The 19,026-nt window shown below is 69.4% G+C and carries 14 protein-coding genes; 12 read left to right on the forward strand and 2 right to left on the reverse strand.

The window, feature by feature from the left end; genetic code table 11:
- Positions 1–58 precede the first annotated feature (58 nt).
- The 6 genes from ACFYRU_RS18630 to ACFYRU_RS18655 all read left to right on the forward strand — a co-directional run bounded on the left by ACFYRU_RS18630 (position 59) and on the right by ACFYRU_RS18655 (position 6,163).
- Positions 59–244 (forward strand): hypothetical protein, encoded by a 186-nt coding sequence (locus tag ACFYRU_RS18630; RefSeq protein WP_387660129.1) that lies wholly within the window; start codon positions 59–61, stop codon positions 242–244.
- Positions 245–388: 144 nt separating this feature from the next.
- On the forward strand, positions 389–853 hold the full coding sequence (locus ACFYRU_RS18635) for a hypothetical protein (RefSeq protein WP_387660132.1): 465 nt from the start codon (positions 389–391) through the stop codon (positions 851–853).
- Positions 850–1,095, forward strand: coding sequence for a hypothetical protein (locus ACFYRU_RS18640; protein ID WP_387660135.1), 246 nt, complete (start codon positions 850–852; stop codon positions 1,093–1,095). Before ACFYRU_RS18635 ends, ACFYRU_RS18640 begins: the two co-directional genes overlap by 4 nt.
- A 67-nt stretch (positions 1,096–1,162) precedes the next feature.
- Entirely contained in the window at positions 1,163–2,224 is a 1,062-nt protein-coding gene (locus ACFYRU_RS18645; protein WP_387660138.1) for a LacI family DNA-binding transcriptional regulator, read from the forward strand.
- Positions 2,221–5,601, forward strand: a complete 3,381-nt coding sequence (locus ACFYRU_RS18650) for a sugar-binding protein (protein WP_387660141.1) — start codon at positions 2,221–2,223, stop codon at positions 5,599–5,601. Before ACFYRU_RS18645 ends, ACFYRU_RS18650 begins: the two co-directional genes overlap by 4 nt.
- A gap of 7 nt (positions 5,602–5,608) precedes the next feature.
- Positions 5,609–6,163, forward strand: coding sequence for a GNAT family N-acetyltransferase (locus ACFYRU_RS18655; protein WP_387660144.1), 555 nt, complete (start codon positions 5,609–5,611; stop codon positions 6,161–6,163).
- Here ACFYRU_RS18655 and ACFYRU_RS18660 read toward each other — a convergent pair.
- Positions 6,160–7,764: a DHA2 family efflux MFS transporter permease subunit gene (locus ACFYRU_RS18660; protein ID WP_387660147.1), complete on the reverse strand. Its 1,605-nt coding sequence runs from the start codon at positions 7,762–7,764 to the stop codon at positions 6,160–6,162. The two genes, ACFYRU_RS18655 and ACFYRU_RS18660, sit on opposite strands and share 4 nt — an antisense overlap.
- 50 nt (positions 7,765–7,814) lie before the next feature.
- Positions 7,815–9,812 carry an NAD-dependent DNA ligase LigA gene (ligA, locus tag ACFYRU_RS18665; RefSeq protein ID WP_387660150.1) on the reverse strand — a complete coding sequence of 666 codons (1,998 nt, stop codon included), beginning with the start codon at positions 9,810–9,812 and terminating at the stop codon, positions 7,815–7,817.
- Between the two features lie 50 nt (positions 9,813–9,862).
- On the opposite strand from ligA, the gene ACFYRU_RS18670 reads away from it, so the two are divergent.
- The 6 genes from ACFYRU_RS18670 to ACFYRU_RS18695 all read left to right on the forward strand — a co-directional run bounded on the left by ACFYRU_RS18670 (position 9,863) and on the right by ACFYRU_RS18695 (position 19,025).
- Positions 9,863–10,360 (forward strand): hypothetical protein, encoded by a 498-nt coding sequence (locus tag ACFYRU_RS18670; protein ID WP_387660152.1) that lies wholly within the window; start codon positions 9,863–9,865, stop codon positions 10,358–10,360.
- A 35-nt stretch (positions 10,361–10,395) separates the two neighbouring features.
- A complete protein-coding gene (locus ACFYRU_RS18675; protein WP_387660155.1) occupies positions 10,396–11,235 on the forward strand; it encodes a c-type cytochrome in 840 nt (279 codons plus the stop codon).
- An 81-nt stretch (positions 11,236–11,316) separates the two neighbouring features.
- On the forward strand, positions 11,317–13,962 hold the full coding sequence (locus ACFYRU_RS18680; protein WP_387660157.1) for a LuxR C-terminal-related transcriptional regulator: 2,646 nt from the start codon (positions 11,317–11,319) through the stop codon (positions 13,960–13,962).
- Between the two features lie 105 nt (positions 13,963–14,067).
- Positions 14,068–15,561, forward strand: coding sequence for a leucyl aminopeptidase family protein (locus ACFYRU_RS18685; protein WP_387660160.1), 1,494 nt, complete (start codon positions 14,068–14,070; stop codon positions 15,559–15,561).
- Positions 15,558–17,225: an AbgT family transporter gene (locus tag ACFYRU_RS18690; RefSeq protein ID WP_387660162.1), complete on the forward strand. Its 1,668-nt coding sequence runs from the start codon at positions 15,558–15,560 to the stop codon at positions 17,223–17,225. Before ACFYRU_RS18685 ends, ACFYRU_RS18690 begins: the two co-directional genes overlap by 4 nt.
- 9 nt (positions 17,226–17,234) lie before the next feature.
- Entirely contained in the window at positions 17,235–19,025 is a 1,791-nt protein-coding gene (locus ACFYRU_RS18695; RefSeq protein WP_387660164.1) for an SLC13 family permease, read from the forward strand.
- Position 19,026 lies beyond the last annotated feature (1 nt).

The raw sequence follows: 19,026 nt of genomic DNA on the forward strand, positions 1-19,026 counted from the left end.
CGATGTCCCTTCGACAGCCAGCGGTTCGCGCAAGGCGCGGTCGCTGAGGTGCAGCCGGGTGGCGACCTCCCCGGTGTTCGGCGGAGTGGTCGCAGCACACCGCATCCACCCGGAGACCGATCGGAACGCGGAGGCGCCGGTGGAGGTGATCCTCTTCCACGGCGTCGGCACCAATGGCCGGCAGATGAGCACGATCCTCGGACGCCCGCTTGCCGTGCACGGGTTCGAGACCGCCGTACGTTGACAGCTGGCGTACGGCGTCACCGAGGTAGCCGATGGTGCACTCGTCCGGTACGACGACTGGGTCGAGCTCGGCTCGGGCCTGATCGACGCCGAGTTGGCGGAGGACGGTCGTGATGTGCGGGCGGGCGGTAGGGAGACCTATCACGTGGTCGCGCTGAACCAGAAGGTCGCCGGGATCGTCGGGATGACGTTCCTCGACCAGCGGTCGCTGCGTGTTCGGGTCGAGAGCGCGTTCGATTCGGTCAGCGGACTCGTCGGCGCTCCGCTGATGAAGCTGCTCGCGCGGATCCCGGAACGTGGTTTGCCGGTGTCGGTGCGCTGGGTCAGCAAGATGCGTGCGCTGGTGAACGGCCCGGCCGCGAACCTGGTCACGTACGCGGACATCCGGCCCTGCTCGTCGACCGCGATCGGGCCACTAGGGCCGGGCGGCTGGCACAAACCCCACCGACGTACCAGCCGGAAGCCCGTCGGCGGAATCGGCGTCGACCCGGGTCACGTACGCGGACCCGACGCACGTACGCGGACCCGACGCACGTACGCGGACCCGACGTCGGCCGGCACAACGTGTCGATCGCGTTCCTCGACTCCTACCCGAACTACCAGCCGGTGACCGAGCCGGACGACTTGGACGTCTGCCCGGTGCTGCTCATCCAGTTGGCCGTCGACCGCTGGACCCCGCTGCGCCTGTCGACGGCGTTCCTCGGCTGGATCACCCAGGTGCCGGTCACGACCGTGTTGCTGGCCAATGCCGGCCGCTACCCGCTCGAGCAGCCCGGCTTGGACCAGCTAGTCGAAGCGATCAGCAAGTTCTGCGCCGGCGGCTGCATTAGCGTTAAAACTCTGAGCTCTTGACGGCACGGGTTTTGGCTCAGTAGCTTGCAGCCAGTCCTTTTAACGTTAATATCCCAGGAGCTGGCAGATGGAGCACAGCAGCCGTGGGCCGGTGCCGCACGGGCATGTGACGCTGGTGCAGGTCGCGCAGCGGGCCGGGGTATCGGCGCAGTCGGTGTCCAATGCGCTGAACAACCCGGATCGCGTCGCCCCGGAGACCCGGAAGCGGATCCTCGCGGCGGTCGAGGAGCTCGGGTACGAGCCGAACCTGTCGGCCAGGGCACTCCGCAACCGCAGTTCCTCGCTGATCGCGTTCAAGATGCGGCCGGCCCGCCCGGACAAGGCGTCGATGTTGATGGACGATTTCCTGTACGTCCTGAACGCGTCCGCGGTCGAGGCCGGGTACCACCTGATCCTGTGCCACGCCGAGGGCGGCCAGGCCGGTGAGATCAAGGCGTACCGCGACCTGCTGAAGAAGACGTCGATCGACGCGTTCATCCTGGCCGAGACGCACCGCAACGACGACCGGGTCGCCGCGCTGCGCTCGTGGGGCGTGCCGTTCGCGGCGTTCGGCCGGTCCTGGGACGGCGACGAGGAGATGGCCTGGGTCGACGTCGACGGCCGCGCCGGCACCCGGGCCGCCACCGCCCATGTCGCTGCCCAGGGACATACCAGGATCGGCCACATCGGCTGGCTCGCGGAATCCGAGCTCGGCCAGGACCGCCGCGCGGGCTGGCTCGACGCCTGCCGCGAGCGCGGCCTCGACACCGATCTCCAGGCCGCCGTCGTCGACTCACTCGAGAACGGCCGTCAGGCCGCCCACCACATGCTCGATGCCGCCCACCCAGCCACGGCCCTCGTCTGCGCGTCCGACACGCTCGCCCTCGGCGTCATGCGCGCCCTGCACGAACGTGGCCTGCGCCCAGGCGTCGACGTCGCGATCACCGGGTACGACGACTCGCCCACCGCCGCCCTGGTCAGTCCGGGGCTGACCACGCTGCGCCAGCCGATCGACGAGGTCGGACGGCAACTCGTCCAGGCCGTCGACAACCTGATGGCCGGCGACCCGCGGCCACCGCATCACGTACTGCTCGAACCCGAACTGATCGTCCGCGACTCCAGCCTGCCAGGCCGAAGGGACACAAGATGAGGCACGGAACCAGACTGCTCTCGGCGCTCACCGCCGCGGCGCTCGTGGTCACCGCATTGATTTCCGCACCGGCAGCACCGGCAGCACCGGCAGCACCGGCGGCCGCCCCGCCGGCTGACCCGTTCGTCGTCAACGTCGAGAACCTGCCGAGCGGTCGCGGTGTCGCGGGCGCGATGGACCTCCCGTCGTACGGCGACGTCGACTGGGTGCACCTGACCGGTACGTCGATCGACCGCAAGGACGGCGCGCCGACGCTGGCGATCGACGACCTGAACCCGGCCGGCGGCCGTACGACGCTGGACGACAGTCCGGTCTCGTTCGGCTGGAACGGACAGAGCGGGGTCACGACGGGTGGTGTCTTCAACTACGACACGACGACCGTCGGCGACGCGACCGCGCACGACGCCGGGTACCGGATCACCGTGCCGGCCGCCGACTCGCCACGACGCCTGGTGTTCGTGGGTGGGATCTGGCAGGCCACCGGAACGGTGACGGTTGCCGCAGGCAACGGTAGTTACAGCGTGCCGATCAACGCGAGTGGTACGGCGGCCGTCAAGCGCTACACGGTGACGATCCGGCCTGGGACGGGCGTGGTCGTCACGGGCCGGTTCGCGACCAAGCTGCAAGCAGCGGGGAACCTCTCATTGTCTGCCGTAGGATTGTCAACAATCACTGGATTCTCTGCGACCGCCGCGCCGGTCTCGATGAACCTGACCGCCGACGGTACGTCGGACTGGCTGCACCTGGACGGGGCGACGGTCAACCGGCGCGCGGGCGTACCGGACTCGACGCCCCGGCTCGCGGTCACGAACCGGCAGACCGGCGGCGCGATCGGCGCGCAGAACGACAACGCGGTGAGCTACTCGTGGACCAACGGGACACCGACCGCGGAGCAGGCGGGTACGCGCCACGGCGGGATCTTCTTCGCCGATGGGGCCGGCACCGGGGTCGACCTCACTGATCCTTACGGGTACGACCTCGCGGTGCCGGCGGCCGCGGAGCCGCGGACGGTGCGGTTCGTCAGCGGGGTCTGGCGGGCCGCGGCGAAGATCTCGGTGTACCTGAACGGTTCGTCGACGCCGACGTACGTGAACACCGACCTGGTGAGTTCGGATCCGTCGGTGACCAAGGTGTTCTCGCTCGACCTCGCAGCGGGTGACTCGGCGCGGATCAGCGCGCAGCTGACCCGCAAGGCAGATGCCTCGGGCAACGTCACGCTCGCCGGCGTGACGCTGGCGCCCGCAACCGGCGACGGGTACCGGCAACTGATCCAGAACGTGCTCGACGAGGCCGCGACCGCCGACGTCTACGCAGCGAGTGAGTCGGCGCAACGCCAACTGGACAACGAGATCGCGTCCGCCCGAGCTGCGACAAGTGATCTGGGACTCGCGTACCTGCTGCTGAAGGCGGCGTACGACGAGGCGCTGTCGTCGGCCGCCAACGCGCAGTACACCTTCGTCACGAACCCCGGGCTGACGTCGTCGTTCGGCTGGGAAGGCGACCTGAACGCCCCGATCGCCTTCATCGACGGGAGCTACCGGCTGCGCAGCCGGGGCGACGCGATGATTACCTTCGGCGTACCGAACATCCCCGGCAAGATCAAGTGGTCCAACGCCGAGGGGTACCTGCCGGCTTTCATCAGTGAATACGCGAAGGAAGGCCTGCAGATCAAGGTCGAGAACTTCGCCGACCTCGCCGTTGTCGGCGGCAACCGTTTCGAGATCGCGTACTCCCGGATGACCGTCACCAACACCGGTTCCGGCGAGGCCCGGCTGCCGCGGGTGTCGAACCTGCTGACGCCGTTGAACGACGCCGGTACGACGATCGGCGCCGGGCAGACCGTCGTACGGGACTACGCCGTGGCGGCAGACCGGTTCGACGGCACGTACGACTGGCCGACCGCCGACCAGGTGAAGCAGCTCGGTGGGTTCGACCAGCACTACCGGCACATGCGGACGTACTGGAACGACCGGCTGTCCGCGATCGCGAACATCACCGACCTGCCGGACCAGCGGCTGATCAACGCGTACAAGGCCGGGTTCATCTACACGCTGATCATCCGCGACGACATCAACGGTACGAAGGAACTGCACGTCGGTGAGAACGGGTACGACGAGATGTTCGACCACGACACGATCGGCATCGTGTCGACGCTGCTCACGATCGGCGACTTCACCTACGCCAAGGACTACCTGACGTCGCTGCCGGCCCAGCTGCAGTACGACGACGCGAAGTGGAAGTACTCCTGGCCGTACGCGCTCTACCTGCAGCGCACCGGCGACAGGGACTTCGTCCGCGAGCGGTTCGAGACGATCAAGAAGAACACGCACACGATCGAGACCGACCGGATCGACGGCGGCAAGGGCATCATCAAGGCCACCAACGCGATCGACTCGCACGGGTACTGGACGATCGACAACTGGGCCGCGCTGACCGGCCTGACGACGTACCGCTATCTGGCCACGGCACTGGGCGAAACCGGCGAGGCGGCGTGGGCCAAGGCGCAGTACGACGACCTGTTGCGCGTGGCAACGGACCGGATCGACCAGACGATGGCGCAGTACAAGCTCGACTACCTGCCGATCTCGATGGTCGAGCCGAACGAGACCGGTCCGCGGAAGGACCCGCGGGACGCGAACTGGGCGTCGATGTTCCTGTTCGGACGGTGGGCCTGGGACGGCTACCTGTTCGGCGCGGAGCAGACCGGGTCGATGTTCACCAAGATCGACGACACGTACACGCACGGGTTCGAGCGGCGCAAGGACATCTCGGACACGATCTACAACTTCGGCGGATATCCGCACGGGTACTTCTCGAGCGCGTACAACGCCGGCTACGGGAGCGCGGCGCTCCGCGGTGAGCAGTACCGGGACCTCGGGATCAAGGCGTACCAGTTCATGATCGACAAGAGCATGAGCGGGCCGTTCGGCTGGTGGGAGGGTGTCGACTACCCGAGCGCGACGTCTCCGTGGAACATCGACCATGCGGCCGGCGGCGGTGGGTCGAACCAGCACATGTGGGGCCAGTCGACCGCGACGAAGGTGCTGTTCGACTCCTTGATCGCGGAGAAGTCCGACGGTTCGGTGATCGTCGGCCGCGGCGTACCGGACGAGTGGCTGCGCGGGAACGACCAGAAGATCGGACTGAACAACTACCCGATCAGCGGCGGTCGCTTCGGCTATCAACTCTCGGTCGCCGGAAAGACCCTGACGATCCAGTTCAGCGGCAAGGCACCGACCACGAGCATCGAACTACCGGCGCTACGCAACAACATCGCGAACGTCTCCGTGAAGTCGACGGTCAACCAGTCCGCCGGAACGATCCAGGTGCCGCGCGGCACGAGCCGGGTCACGATCGTGCTGCGTCACACCATTTAATGGAGTCATGAAGGTACGGATGTTGACCGAGGAGACCTGGGCTGCGTTCGCGGAGCTGGTGGAGGCCAACAACGGCGTCTGGGGTGGGTGCTGGTGCATGGGCTTTCACGTCAAGCTCGGCAAGGACCGGACGGCGGCGCAGAACCGGGCCGACAAGGAGGAACGGGTCCGGGCGGGGACCACGCACAACGCGCTGGTGTTCGACGGCGACCGCTGCGTCGGCTGGTGCCAGTTCGGTACGCCGGACGAGGTGCCGTTGATCAAGAGCCGCCGGCTGTACGACAAGGAACTCGTCGCGCTGCCCGACTGGCGGATCACGTGCTTCTTCACCGGGAAGGGTCTGCGCGGGCGCGGAGTGGCCGATGCCGCGCTCGGCGGAGCGCTCGCGGAGATCGCGCGGAACGGCGGCGGGATCGTCGAGGGGTACCCGGAGGAGACCGACGACCGCAAGGTGTCCGGCTCGTTCCTGCACACCGGGCCGATGGCCGCGTTCGAGCGTCATGGCTTCACTCGAACGCGGCAGATCTCACCCCACCGCTGGGTCGTGACGTTGCAGGTCTAGTCGACGACCGCCTCGTCGGCCTGGTCGGCAACCGGGGCCACCCCGCGTTTGCGCGGGAGCAGCAAGGCCGGGATCAGCGTCAGCAGGACGAGCGACCAGGCCACCCAGTAGGTGTGCGCGAACGACGACGCCGCGTCGACCAGACCACGTCCGACCGCCGCCGGGTCGAGGTGCAGCTGGGCGACGTTCTGCGGGCGGGTGTTGGTGAGGATCGCGGCCTGCGTCTCGCGCAGCCCGCCGCTCAGCCCGGGGATGTTCTGCGTCCCGGGGATCACCGGCGAGTTGTTCAGGTGGTTGGTCAGGATCACCGACATCGTCGCGACACCGCACGACGACGCGATCTGCTGACTGATGTTCAGCAGCGTCGAACCGCGGGCGACCTGTACCCCGGACAGTGTCCGCAGCGCCGAGGTGAACAGCGGCATCATCGTCCCGCCCATCCCGAGCCCCATCACCACGAGCATCGCGATGATCACGCCGTACGAGGTGGTCGAGCTGATCTGGGTGAGGCCGAACATGCCGATCACGATCAGCGCGATCCCGAACGGCACGATCCGCCCGATCGGGATCTTGTCGACCAGCCGGCCGGCGATCGGCATCGTGATCATCGCGCCGAGCCCCTGCGGCGCGACCAGCAGGCCGGCGTGCAGCGTGGACTCGCCGCGGATCTGCTGGAAGTACGTGGGGACCAGCAGCAGGCCGCCGAAGAACGCCGCCGCGAACAGGAACATCGTGATGATCGAGATCGTCAGGTTGCGGTCCCGGAACAGCCGCAGGTCGAGCAGCGGGTGCTCCGGCCGGAACGAGTGCAGGACGAACGCGCCCATCAGGAGCACGCCGATCAGCATCGACACCCACACCCGCGGCGCACCGAAGTCACCGCCCTTGGCCGGCAGCGACGAGACGCCGAACAGGAACAGCGCGAGACCCGGGGACATCAGTACGACACCGAGGAAGTCGAACGACTCCGAGCGGTGCGGGTGGTCCCGTTCGAGCGCGAACCAGGCGTAGATCAGCGCGATGATGCCGAGCGGCAGGTTGATCAGGAAGATCCAGTGCCAGCTCGCCACCTGGATCAGCCAGCCGCCGAGGATCGGGCCCAGGATCGGGCCGAGCAGCATCGGTACGCCGAGGATCGCCATCAGCCGGCCCATCCGGTGCGGCCCGGCGGCCCGCGTCATGATCGTCATCCCGAGCGGCATCAGCATGCCGCCGCCGAGGCCCTGCAGCACCCGGAAGCTGATCAGCATGTTGATGCTGGTCGCGGTCGCGCAGAGCGCCGAACCGGCGGTGAACAGGAAGATCGCGGTCATGTACAACCGCTTGGTGCCGAACCGGTCCGCCGCCCATCCGGTCAGCGGGATCACGGTCGCCAGCGCCAGCGTGTACGCCGTGACGGTCCAGGCGACGGTCGAGTACGGCACCGGGCTCTGCGGCGTACCGAACTCGTCCTGGAACGTCGGCAGCGCGACGTTGACGACGGTGATGTCGAGGATCGACATGATTGCCCCGAGCACCACCACGCCGGCGATCTTCAGAACGGCCGCGTCGATGTTGTCGGGATACTCCGGACTGTCCGGCTGGGTCGCAGACTGACTCACGATCGCCCCCCTCGGGCACGCAACGGTTGAGCCGAGCCTACGCCCAACTCTCAGCGGGGGAGCAGATCCGCGTCCTGAAGTTGTTGCCAGATCTCCGACTGGTCGACGACCGCCACGCCGAGTTTCTCCGCCTTGGCGAGCTTGGACGCGCCGACATCGGCACCGGCGATCAGCAGGTCCGTACTCGCCGACACCGACGACGCGATCGTTGCCCCCGCCTTCTCACACAAACGCTGGAATGCGGGTCGGGCAACCTTCTCGCCGGAGCGTGGATCGCTGATCGCACCCGTGACGACGACCGTCTTGCCCGCCAGCGGGGCGCCGGCGGCAACGACCGGCGGCAGGTCCTCCTCGCGGACGTCGAGCGACACGCCTGCGGCACGTAGCCGTTCGAGTTCGGGACGCAGCCGGGTCAGGTGCTCGATCAGCGACGCGGCGACCTTCGGGCCGATGTCCTCGACCGCGACCAGCCCGTCCTCGCCGGCGTCGGCGACCTCCTCGAGCGAGCCGAACCCGGCCCGGCACAGGCGGGCCGCCGTGCCCTCCGACGCCATCGGGATCGCGAGGCCGATCAGCGCGCGGCGCAGGCCGACCTGGCGGCTGGTGTCGATCGACTCGATCATCCGGGCCGCCGAGATCTCGCCGATCCGGTCGAACTCCAGCAGCCGCTCGGCGGTCAGCTGGTAGAAGTCCGACGGGTTCTCCAGGATGCCCGCCTCAGCGAGCCGTTCGATCCAGACCCCGCCGATCGCGTCGATGTCGGCGGCCGCCCGGGACGCCCAGTGGATCAGGCGCCGGACCGTCTGCGCCGGGCAGGACACGTTCGTGCAGTACAGCTCGCGGCTGTTGCCCTGCTCGATCAGCGGCTGCGCGCACGACGGGCAGACGGCCGGCGGCACGATGTCGCGCTCGGCGCCGGTGCGCTTGGAGGCGTCGAGTACGCCGGCCACGAACGGGATCACGTCACCGGCCCGGCGGACCAGGACCGTGTCGCCGATCTTGATGTCGCGGGCGCGGATCACCTCCTGGTTCGCGAGGGTCGCGCGGGTGACCGTCGTACCGCCGACGAACACCGGCTCCAGCCAGGCGACCGGCGCGACCTTGCCGATCTTGCCGACGTCCCAGACCACGTCCGCGAGCACGGTCGTCTTCTCCTCGGCGGCGAACTTGTAGGCCAGCGCGCCGCGCGGCGAGCTGGACCGCGTGCCGGCGGCGGCGAACGCGTCCCGGTCCGCGAGTCGCAGTACGGCGCCGTCGAGGTCGTAGTCGAGTTCGTTGCGCTGCTGCTCGATCGCGGAGATCGCCGTTTGTGCTTCGGCGGCGTCGGCGCAGTGCCGCATGTCGGCGGCGGTGAAGCCCATCGTCTGCAGGGCAAGCTCGAGGTCGGTCTCGGTGCTCTCCCGGTCGGTGAGCAGGTCGAACGCGAGGAACTGCAGCCGGCGCTCCGCGACGGTGGCCGGGTCCTTCGCCCGCAGCGTGCCGGCCGCCGCGTTCCGCGGGTTGATCAGCGGCTTGTCCGGATGCGCGGCGTTGTAGGCGGCGAACGTCGACCGCAGCATCACCGCCTCGCCGCGGACCTCGATCCGGTCCGGTACGCCGAGCCGGTCCGGGACACCGTCGGCGAGCGCGCGGACCAGGGGCGTGACGTCGTCGCCGGTCGTCCCGTCGCCGCGGGTGACCGCGCGGGCGAGCTGGCCGTTCTCGTACACGAGCGCGAGCGACAGCCCGTCCAGCTTCGGCATCACCACCACGGACTGGCCCGGGAACCGCGCGAAGAACGCCTCGACCTGTTCGGGCTTGGTCGCCTTCTCCAGCGACAGCATCGGCCGTGAATGCCGGACCGGCGCATGCAGCACCGTCGGCGCGCCGACCTGGTCCAGCGGGTTCGGGTCGGGCGTCAGCTCCGGATGGCTCGCGATCAGCCCCCGCAGCTCGTCCTCCACCGCGTCGTAGTCGGCGTCCGCGACGACCGGTTCACCCCGGTAGTACGCGTCCCGCAGTACGACGATCCGCTCCGCCAGCTCCTGAATCCGCTCACCGACATCCACGCCGAGGACCTTATCGGGCGTAACCTGCAACTGGCGGCTAGGAGACTCTCATGAACCAGGGTTTGCTGAATTCGTTGACCGATGCCGAGCGCCTGCTGGTGGCGGAGACCGAGCGGGACGTGCTGAAAGGCCTGGACGAGGACGAACTGCTGGAGCTGCACCAGCGGATCCGGCGGGCCCGGACGAAGTACGTGAAGAACTACCGCCGGGCAGCGAGTGCCGCGGTCGGCGAGGCCGGCGGCCGCGGGATGTCGTACCCGCGGAACCAGCGCGACCGCGACAAGGCCGAGCTGTTCGAGTCCGTACTGGCGACCGTGAGCCGCGAGGTGGCCGTGGCCGCCCGCCGCGCGTCGATGGAGTTGCGCGCCGAACGCCTCGAGGCGGCCAGGTCCGCCCGGTCCGCGGCGCCGCCGGACGCAGCGGCCGAGGAACCGGCCGCAGAGACGATCAGCAGGCCGCGGGCAACGAAGACCACCGGCGGGCTGAAGAAGGACGCGTCGACCCGGGCGATGGGTGCCCGCCGGCAGGCCAAGCGCGACGCGCGCTGATCTCACCTGGTTCGGAGGATCTCAGGCTGCCGTCAGTGGGGTCTGCTGGTGCGGTGCGTCGAGGCAGACTGGCGAAAGCACTGGTGATCGGCGCGGCGCTGGTCACGGTCGGCCTCGCGTACGGCGTCCTGCTGCCTGGCGACGCAACCGGTGCGGCCAGTGGGAACGGTCCGCAGTCCGACCAGATCGACGCGGGCCGCCGGCTGTTCGCGGTCGGGTGCTCGAGCTGCCACGGTCTGCACGCCGAGGGCGGGACGAACGGCGCGGGCCGGGTCGCCGGGCCGTCGCTGATCGGGGTCGGAGCGGCAGCGGTCGACTTCCAGGTCAGTACCGGACGGATGCCGGCCGCGCAGACCAATGCGCAGATCCCGCAGAAGCCGCCGGTCTACAACCAGCAGGAGATCGACGCGCTGGCCGCGTACGTGGCGTCGCTCGCTCCCGGTCCCGCGGTGCCGGCGGCGGAGTCGTACGACGTCAGCAAGGTGACCCAGGCCGAGATCGCGCGGGGCGGCGAGTTGTTCCGGACCAACTGCACGGCCTGTCACAACTTCGCCGGCCGTGGCGGCGCCCTGCCGAACGGGCGCTACGCACCTTCGCTGATGGGTACGACGCCACGGAACATCTACCAGGCCATGCTGACCGGTCCGCAGCAGATGCCGGTGTTCTCCGACAGCGTCCTGCTGCCCGAGGACAAACGAGCGATCATCGCCTACATCGTCGCGCTGCAGCAGCAGAAGGACCCGGGCGGATTCCCGCTCGGACGGCTCGGACCGGTCTCCGAGGGACTGTGGGGCTGGGTGTTCGGCATCGGCCTGCTCGTTCTGGTCGCGGTATGGATCGGCGCGAAGGTGCCCCGGATCCGCCGCCCGCGCTAGACCACTGCCCAAGTCGCCCAGTACCCGCTAGTCTCGAATTCTGGAAACCACGCCCACCCAAGGGGAGGGGAGGGGACGCGGGTGGCGGGCCGAGGGCTCGATCCGAAGCACGAGGCGCCCCGGCAGCCGGCGGACGGGAGGACTCCGCGGCCGCCGCTGACACTCGTGACCCGCGAACGGTTGCACGATGCGCTCGACCTCGGCGTGCGCTCACCGCTGACCCTGATCGTCGCACCGGCCGGCACCGGGAAGACGGTCCTGCTGTCGGACTGGGTGACTCGCAGGCGCCGCGGCGGGCAGCCGGTGGTCTGGGTTCCTGGGCAGTCGCCGGACGTTCTGCACGAATACCTCGAGCGCCCGACCGGCGCCGAGGGCACGCCGGACCCGGTCGTCGTCGACGACGCCCACCTGTTGCCGTCCTCGACCGTCAGCCGGCTGTCCGGTGTCCTCCAGGAGTCGCCGCACTCCGTACGGCTGCTGCTCGCCACCCGGTACGACCTTCCCGTACCGGTGTCCGAGCTGGAGATCAGGGGGCTGGCGCTGACCCTGCGGTCGCGGGACCTCCGCTTCACCGACGCGGAGGCCACGCGGCTCGTCCGCGCGCACGCGGAGCGCGCGTCGCCGGACGACATCGCGCTGGTCCAGGAGAAGGCGGCCGGCTGGGCCGCCGCGCTTGTGCTCGCGGCGCGGACGCTGCAGGCATCGGGCGACGTCGTGTGGCCGCTGGCGAACCAGCGGCCGGTGCTCGACCTGCTGCTCGGCGAGACCCTGAACACCCTCGACGAGCGGGTCCGGACGATGCTGCTGCGGACCTTTGGCGCGGTCTCGCTGACGGGGCAGCTGGCCGCCGTACTGAGCGGTGACGTCGAGGCCGGTTCGATGCTCGATGACTTGGCCGGCAGCGGTCTGCTCGTGACGGCGTACACCGACGACTCGGCAAGCAGTCCCGTGTACCGGTACCACCCGCTGCTCGTCGAACTGCTCCGCAGACGGTTCGCCGCCAGCCCTGAGGGCCACCAGTTGATCGTGACCGCGCAGCACCGCGCGGCCTTGTACTACCAGAGCCGCGGAGACACCGCGGCCGCTTTGCGCAGCGCACTCGAGGCCGACGACGCCGAGTTGGTCGAGCGGCTGCTGCTCGACCACGGGCCGGCCCTGCTCGCCGCGGGTGAGTCCGGTCTGGTCGAGGCAGCGTTCGACGCGCTGCCTGTTGGGTACGTCGAGGAGCATCCGCACCTGTTCGGTGTCCGAGGTCTGCTGCGACGCGTCGCGGGGGATGTGGCCGGTGCTGTCCTGGATGCGGCCGCGGCCGACGAGAGTGTGACGGAGTCTTCCGGGTCCCGGCCGGACGACCAGGTGCCCGCGGCGGACGCCGCACTGCTGCGGCTGTGGGAGTCGCGGTACGGCTGGCACGACGTCAACGCGGCGATCGAGCGCGCGCGGTCGGTGCTGGCACAGGCACCTGCGAGCGACGGGAGCCCGCGAGCCGTCCTCGGTCCCGAGCGGCTGGCCTGGCTGTTGATCGAACTGGGGGCTGCCGAGATCTGGGCGGACCAGCAGGACGAGGCACTGAGCCATCTGGACGAGGCCCTCGTCACCGCGCGGATGGCAGGCCACGATCAGCTGATCGCGGGGGTGCTCGCTCACCGGGCCGTGGTCCAGCACGTTCGCGGCCAGGTGCAGAACTCGGCCCAGTCCGCGCAGGCCGCGCTGGATGTGGCCGGGGAACGTGGACTTCCGGAGGAGTACGCCGTCCGGGCCCAGGTCGTACTGGGATTCGCGGCGTTCAGCGAGCTCGATCTGGAAGCTGCCTGGCGGTACCACGAGGAGGCCGCCGAAGCCGAGGCCGCCCGATCGGACACCGTGGTCGCGGGACTGCGGGCGGTGCTGCGTACCGTGCTTCTCGTTGAGCAAGGGCAACTCAACGAGGCGCTGACCGAGCTCACCAGCGACCCGGTGGCCGCTGGACCGCTGCCGTCGTACCTGTCCCGGGACCTGGCGCTGCTGAGGTCCTGGGTGGCAGTCCTGCTTGGCGACAACGTGTCGCTGGAGCACCAGGTGTCGGTGCTCGAGAGCAGCGGCCAGGCCGCCGAAGCCGACCTGGTCCGGGCGATGACCGCGGTGCTGCAGGGCGATGCCGGGGCCGCCTTGAAGCTGATCGAGGCCGGGCTGGAGCACCCCGACGCGTACCCGCCGCTCGCTTCGGCCGCCGCGTCGTTCCGGACGATTCTGCTGGGCCGGGCCGGGGACGATTCCGCTGCCGAAGCGGCACTGGTCGACATGCTGAACCGGGTCACGCCGCAGCGGATGCTGGCCGTGCTCACGACGGCCGCCGGCGAACCCGGCTTCCTCGACCAGTTGCGCAGGCACGTCGCCGGTCCGAGTCCGCATCCGTTCGCGGCCGTGGTGCTGGAGAAGTTGTCCGGGTACCAGGCGGGCTGGCTGCAGGCCGGCGGTATGACCCCGCTGTCCCGGACCCGGTCGGCGCGCCGGCCGCCGGCCCGCCGCCTCGACGCGGTGGTGAACCGGGCCCGGATCCGGCTGACGGCCCGCGAGGCGGAGGTACTCGAGCAGTTGGCGCTCGGCAACTCGTACGCCGAGATCGCGCAGGCGTTGTTCATCACCGAGAACACGGTCAAGACGCACCTGATCTCGCTCTATCGCAAGCTCGGCGTGGAGAAGCGGTCCGCGGCGCTGCGCACCGCACGGAACGTCGGCCTGCTGTAACCGCGGGATCACCCGAATCGGAGGAGGCCGGCGCCGGGCTCCGTTGATGGGATGGGCCGTCCGGCGCGGTACCGGCGACGCGCCCGAGCAGCCGAGGGGTTCGAGATGGTCGCACGCGACTTCGATCCGATTCCTTCGACCCGGCAGCGGGTCCGGGTCGAGGTCACCACGCTGAAGCAGGCCGCCGACGAGGCGGCTGCGATCGCCGTACCGGTTGCCGCTGACAACGAACCCCCGGACGAGCTGGGTACGGACCTGGCTGGGTTGAAGTCCGCCGGATTCACCGGGGAGCGAGGACAAACGCTCGTACTGCCGCGGGCCGACGGGCCGGTCCGGGTTGCGGTCGGGATCGGCGGCGGTGTCGTCGACCTCACGCTGGTCCGTGATCTGGCCGCGGACTTCGCGCGGGCCGTCCCGTGGCACCGCAAGCTCGCGATCGAGGTGGCCGATTTCGGCGTACCGGTCGCCGACTTCGCGCAGGCCGTGACCGAGGGCGTCCTGCTCGCCCGCTGGCGGTACTTCCTCGGCCGTGACGCCGAACAGCCCACGCTCGAATCCCTGCAGCTCGTGGCCTCCGACCAGGACACCGCCGAGGCCGAGGCCGGTGCCGAACGCGGCCGGATCGTCGCGGCCGCCTGCAGCCTCGGCCGTGACCTGGCGAACTGCCCGGCGACGACGCTGTCCGCGGCTCGGATGGCAGACGTTGCCGTCGAGGTCGGTGCCGCGGCCGGTCTGGAGGTCGAGGTCTTCGACAAGGACGAGCTGATCGCGATGGGCTGCGGCGGTCTGCTCGGGGTCAACCGAGGCAGTGTCGAGCCGCCCCGGATGGTCCGGCTGCGCTATAGCCCAGCCGAGCCGACGGGCCGGACCACCTTTGTGGGCAAGGGCGTCATGTACGACTCCGGCGGCATCAGCCTGAAGCCGAGCGACGAGTCGCACGCGCAGATGAAGAACGACATGACCGGCGCCGCCGCCGTCCTCGCGTCGATGTCGGCGTTGCGGGATCTCGGCTGTACGACGGCCGTGACCGGCTACCTGATGTGTACCGACAACATGCCGTCCGGGTCCGCGATGAAGCTCGGCGACGTCCTGACCATGCGCAACGGCACCACCGTCGAGGTGCTGAACACCGACGCCGAGGGACGGCTGGTGATGGCCGACGCGCTGGCGCTGGCGACCGAGGAGCCGGTCGACGCGATCGTGGACATCGCCACCCTCACCGGCGCGTGCCTCCGGACGTTCGGTGTCGAGATCGCCGGCGTGATGGGCAACGATCCGCGCGTCGTCGAGCAGTTGCGGCAGGCCGGCGAGGTGGTGGACGAGCCGGTGTGGGAGCTGCCGCTGCTGCGGTCGTACCGTTCCCAGCTGGACTCGGCGATCGCCGACCTGACCAACATGGGTGGCGTCAACGCCGGGTCGATCACCGCGGGCCTGTTCCTCGAGGAGTTCGTCGACGGCCGGCCGTGGGCGCACGTCGACATCGCCGGTACGGCGCAACTTCCGGCGCCGCGGACCTGGCGGAACAAGGGCGCGACCGGCTTCGGCACCAAACTGCTGATCGAGTTCGCGCTCCGGTTCGCCCGGCCGGGGACGTCATGAACGCAGCGGCGCTGCCGGACAAGCCCGTCAAGAAGGGCGGGATGCAGCGCGTCCTGGACGGGATCGAGCGGGTCGGCAACAAGGTCCCGCATCCGGCGCTGATCTTCCTGGCGCTGATCGTGATCGTCATCGTGCTGTCCCAGATCCTGTCCTGGGCCGGGACGAGCGTGACCACCGAGGTCGCCGAACCGGCCACGGTCCAGGTCGCGCCGGAGTATCCCCAGGGGACCAGCGTGGCCGGGAACGATGCTCCACCGGCGCCGGCGATCCCGCAGTACGAGGTGAAGCACGAGACGATCAAGGCCGAGAGCCTGCTGACCGGTGACGGCATCCGGTTCATCTTCACCACGGCGGTGCAGAACTTCAACGACTTCGGCGTGGTCGCGGTGATCCTGGTCGCGATGATCGGGGTCGGGGTGGCGGAGGAGGCGGGGCTGATCGCGGCCCTGATCCGGAAGATGGTGAAGGTCGCGCCGAAGGGGGCGATCACGTTCATCATCGTGCTGCTCGGCGGCATCTCGAGCGTGGCGTCCGACGCCGGGTACCTGGTGCTGATCCCGCTCGGCGCGGCGGCGTTCGCGTCGCTCGGGCGGCATCCGCTGGCCGGCATCGCGGCCGCGTACGCCGGGGTCAGTGCGGCGTTCTTCGTGAACGTACTGATCACGCCGGCCGACGGCATCATCACCGAGGTCACCAACGAGACGATCGGGCTGGTCGCGCCCGGCGTACACCTGAACGTCACGCACAACTTCTACTTCAGCATCGCGGCCACGCTGTTCTGCGCGTTGGTGATGACCGTGATCACCGAGCGCATCATCGAGCCGCGGCTCGGCCGGTACGACCCGGCCGAGGCGCCGGAGGACGCGCCCGCCGACCACCAGCCGGACGACGAGGAGCTGGCGCTGGAGTCGCGTGGGCTGCGGTGGTCGGTCTACTACCTGCTGATCGCGATCGCGATCGTGTCCGCGCTGACCTTCATCCCGAAGGCCCCGCTGCGGAACCCGGACACCGGCGAGATCTTCGGGTCGTCGCCGTTCATGAGCAGCCTGCTGTTCATCATCTCGATGCTGTTCCTGGCCGCGGGTCTCGGCTACGGCCGCGGTTCGCGGTCGCTGACCGGCAGCACGAACGTGATCAACGCGATCGTCAAGACGTTCAACGGGCTCGGCGGACTGATCTTCCTGATGCTGCTGATCGCGCAGTTCATTGCCTACTTCAACTACACGAACATGTCCACGCTGGCGGCGACCGGCCTGGCCGACCTGCTCGAGCGCGCCGACATCGGGGCGCTGCCGCTGCTGATCGGCTTCATCCTGCTGGTCTTCGTGATCGACCTGATCATGCCGGGGGTGATCCCGAAGTGGGCGATCCTGGCACCGATCTTCGTCCCGCTGTTCTACCGGCTCGGCATCGCGCCGCAGACCGTGGTCGCGGCGTACCGGGTCGGCGACGGTCCGGCGAACGTGATCACGCCGCTGATGGTGTACCTGCCGTTCATCGTGCTCGTCTGCCAGCGCTACCGGAAGAAGGCCGGGATGGGCACGGTGGTGTCGATGATGCTGCCGTACACCGGGATCGTGCTGGTCACCTGGACGCTGTTCTACGTCGCGTGGTACCTGATCGGGATTCCGTGGGGCCCGTCCGCTCCGGTCCACCTCCACTAGGCCCGCACCATGGATCACGGCACCCTGAGCCTGATCGTCCTCGGGCTGGCGGTCGTGCTGTTCGTATGGAACCGCCTGCCCGTCGACGTCGTCGCGGTCCTGGTCGCGCTGGCCCTGTGGGCGACCGGTGTGCTGGGGTTCACCGAGGTACTCGCCGGCTTCGGCGACCCGGTGGTGATCTTCATCGCGACGTTGTTCGTCGTCAGTGAGGGCGTCGACGCCACCGGCGTGACCGCCTGGGCCGGCCAGCAGATCGTCAGGTACGCCGGCACCACCCGGAGCCGGTTGTTGATCGCCGTCACGGCGCTGTGTGCGGTGCTGTCGGCATTGATCACGCTGAACGGCGCGGTCGCCGCGCTGCTTCCGCTGGTGGGCATGCTCGCGATCCGGATCGGCCAGCCACCGTCACGGATGCTGATGCCGCTCACGTTCGCCGGCAGCGCGGGTGCATTGCTGATGCTGACCGGGACACCGGTGAACATCATCGTCTCGGAGGCCGCGCGCGACGCGGGCGCGGGCTACTTCCCGTTCTTCTCGTTCGCCGTCGTCGGCGTACCGCTCGTCGTCGGCACGATCGCCATCTCGGTGCTGCTCGGCCCGAAGTTGCTTCCTGCCACCCGGCCGGCACACCCGGCGGCCGATCTCGCAGTGCACGCGCGGACGCTCGACCTGCACTACGACCTGCAGGACGGCTTCTACCGGCTGCGGGTACGAGAGCTCTCGCCGTTGCTCGGGCTCGGCGCGAGCGAGGTCGACCTGACCGCGTACCCGGGAGTGGTGATCGTCGGCGTCCAGGACGGGCAGGGCCGGACCCGCACCGACACAACCATCGACGTCGGCGACGTCCTGGTGGTGACCGGGCCGCGTGAGCAGGTCACCAGCCTGACCGCCGACTCGCTGCTCACGGTCAGCATGCTGCCGGTCGACAACCTGCTGACCCGCGAGGCCGGCGTGGTCGAGGCCGTCGTCCCGCCGCGGTCGGCACTGGTCGGCGAGACCGTGTTCCCGGGAATGCATCGTGGCCGCGACCTGGTCATCATCGCCGTCCAGCGGATGGGCAAGGACCGTGGCAGCCGACCCACGGAGCTTGCCGAGGGGGACGCTCTTCTGGTGCACGGCCCGTGGACGGTCCTCGACGAGCTCAGCCGGGACAGGGACATCCTGCTGGTGGATTCCCCGGAGCTGGTCCGGCGGCAAGCCGTGCCATGGGGGCCGAAGGCATCGATCGCGGTCGCCGTGCTCGCGGCGATGGTCGTACTGCTCGCCACCGGGGCGGTTCCGCCCGCGATGGCAGGCCTGCTGGCCGCGACGGCGATGGTGCTGACCAAGGTGGTCGGACCGCGGCAGGCGTACCGCGCGATCTCCTGGCAGATCGTCGTACTGATCGGGGCGCTGATCCCGCTGTCCGGTGCGATCCGGTCCAGTGGGGGTGCGGACCGGATCGCCGACCTGATCGTCGACGCGGTCGGCCCGGGGAGGCCGTACTTGTTGCTGCTGGCCCTCTTCGTACTGACCGCGGCGCTCGGGCAGATGGTCAGCAACACCGCGACCGTTCTGATTGTCGCGCCGATCGCGGTGGCGGCGGCACAGGGCACCGGGACCTCTGTCAAGCCCGTACTGATGCTGATCGCCGTCGCCGGCGCCGCGTCGTTGCTGACCCCGATCTCCACCCCCGCGAACATGATGATCATGAGCCCGGCCGGCTACCGGTTCGGTGACTACTGGAAACTCGGCCTCGTCGTGATGGCCTGGTGGCTGCTGACAGCCATCGTCGTCGTACCGCTGGTCTGGCCCTTCTGAC

Origin of the sequence: Kribbella sp. NPDC004536 (assembly GCF_042873835.1) — a bacterium.
Classification (GTDB): domain Bacteria; phylum Actinomycetota; class Actinomycetes; order Propionibacteriales; family Kribbellaceae; genus Kribbella.

What these genes read in the sequence shown, in the direction of transcription:
- ACFYRU_RS18645 (WP_387660138.1), top strand. Translation starts at nt 1,163, where the DNA reads ATGGAGCACAGCAGCCGTGGGCCGGTGCCGCACGGGCATGTGACGCTG.
- ACFYRU_RS18650 (WP_387660141.1), top strand. Translation starts at nt 2,221, where the DNA reads ATGAGGCACGGAACCAGACTGCTCTCGGCGCTCACCGCCGCGGCGCTC.
- ACFYRU_RS18655 (WP_387660144.1), top strand. Translation starts at nt 5,609, where the DNA reads ATGAAGGTACGGATGTTGACCGAGGAGACCTGGGCTGCGTTCGCGGAG.
- ACFYRU_RS18670 (WP_387660152.1), top strand. Translation starts at nt 9,863, where the DNA reads ATGAACCAGGGTTTGCTGAATTCGTTGACCGATGCCGAGCGCCTGCTG.
- ACFYRU_RS18685 (WP_387660160.1), top strand. Translation starts at nt 14,068, where the DNA reads ATGGTCGCACGCGACTTCGATCCGATTCCTTCGACCCGGCAGCGGGTC.
- ACFYRU_RS18690 (WP_387660162.1), top strand. Translation starts at nt 15,558, where the DNA reads ATGAACGCAGCGGCGCTGCCGGACAAGCCCGTCAAGAAGGGCGGGATG.
- ACFYRU_RS18695 (WP_387660164.1), top strand. Translation starts at nt 17,235, where the DNA reads ATGGATCACGGCACCCTGAGCCTGATCGTCCTCGGGCTGGCGGTCGTG.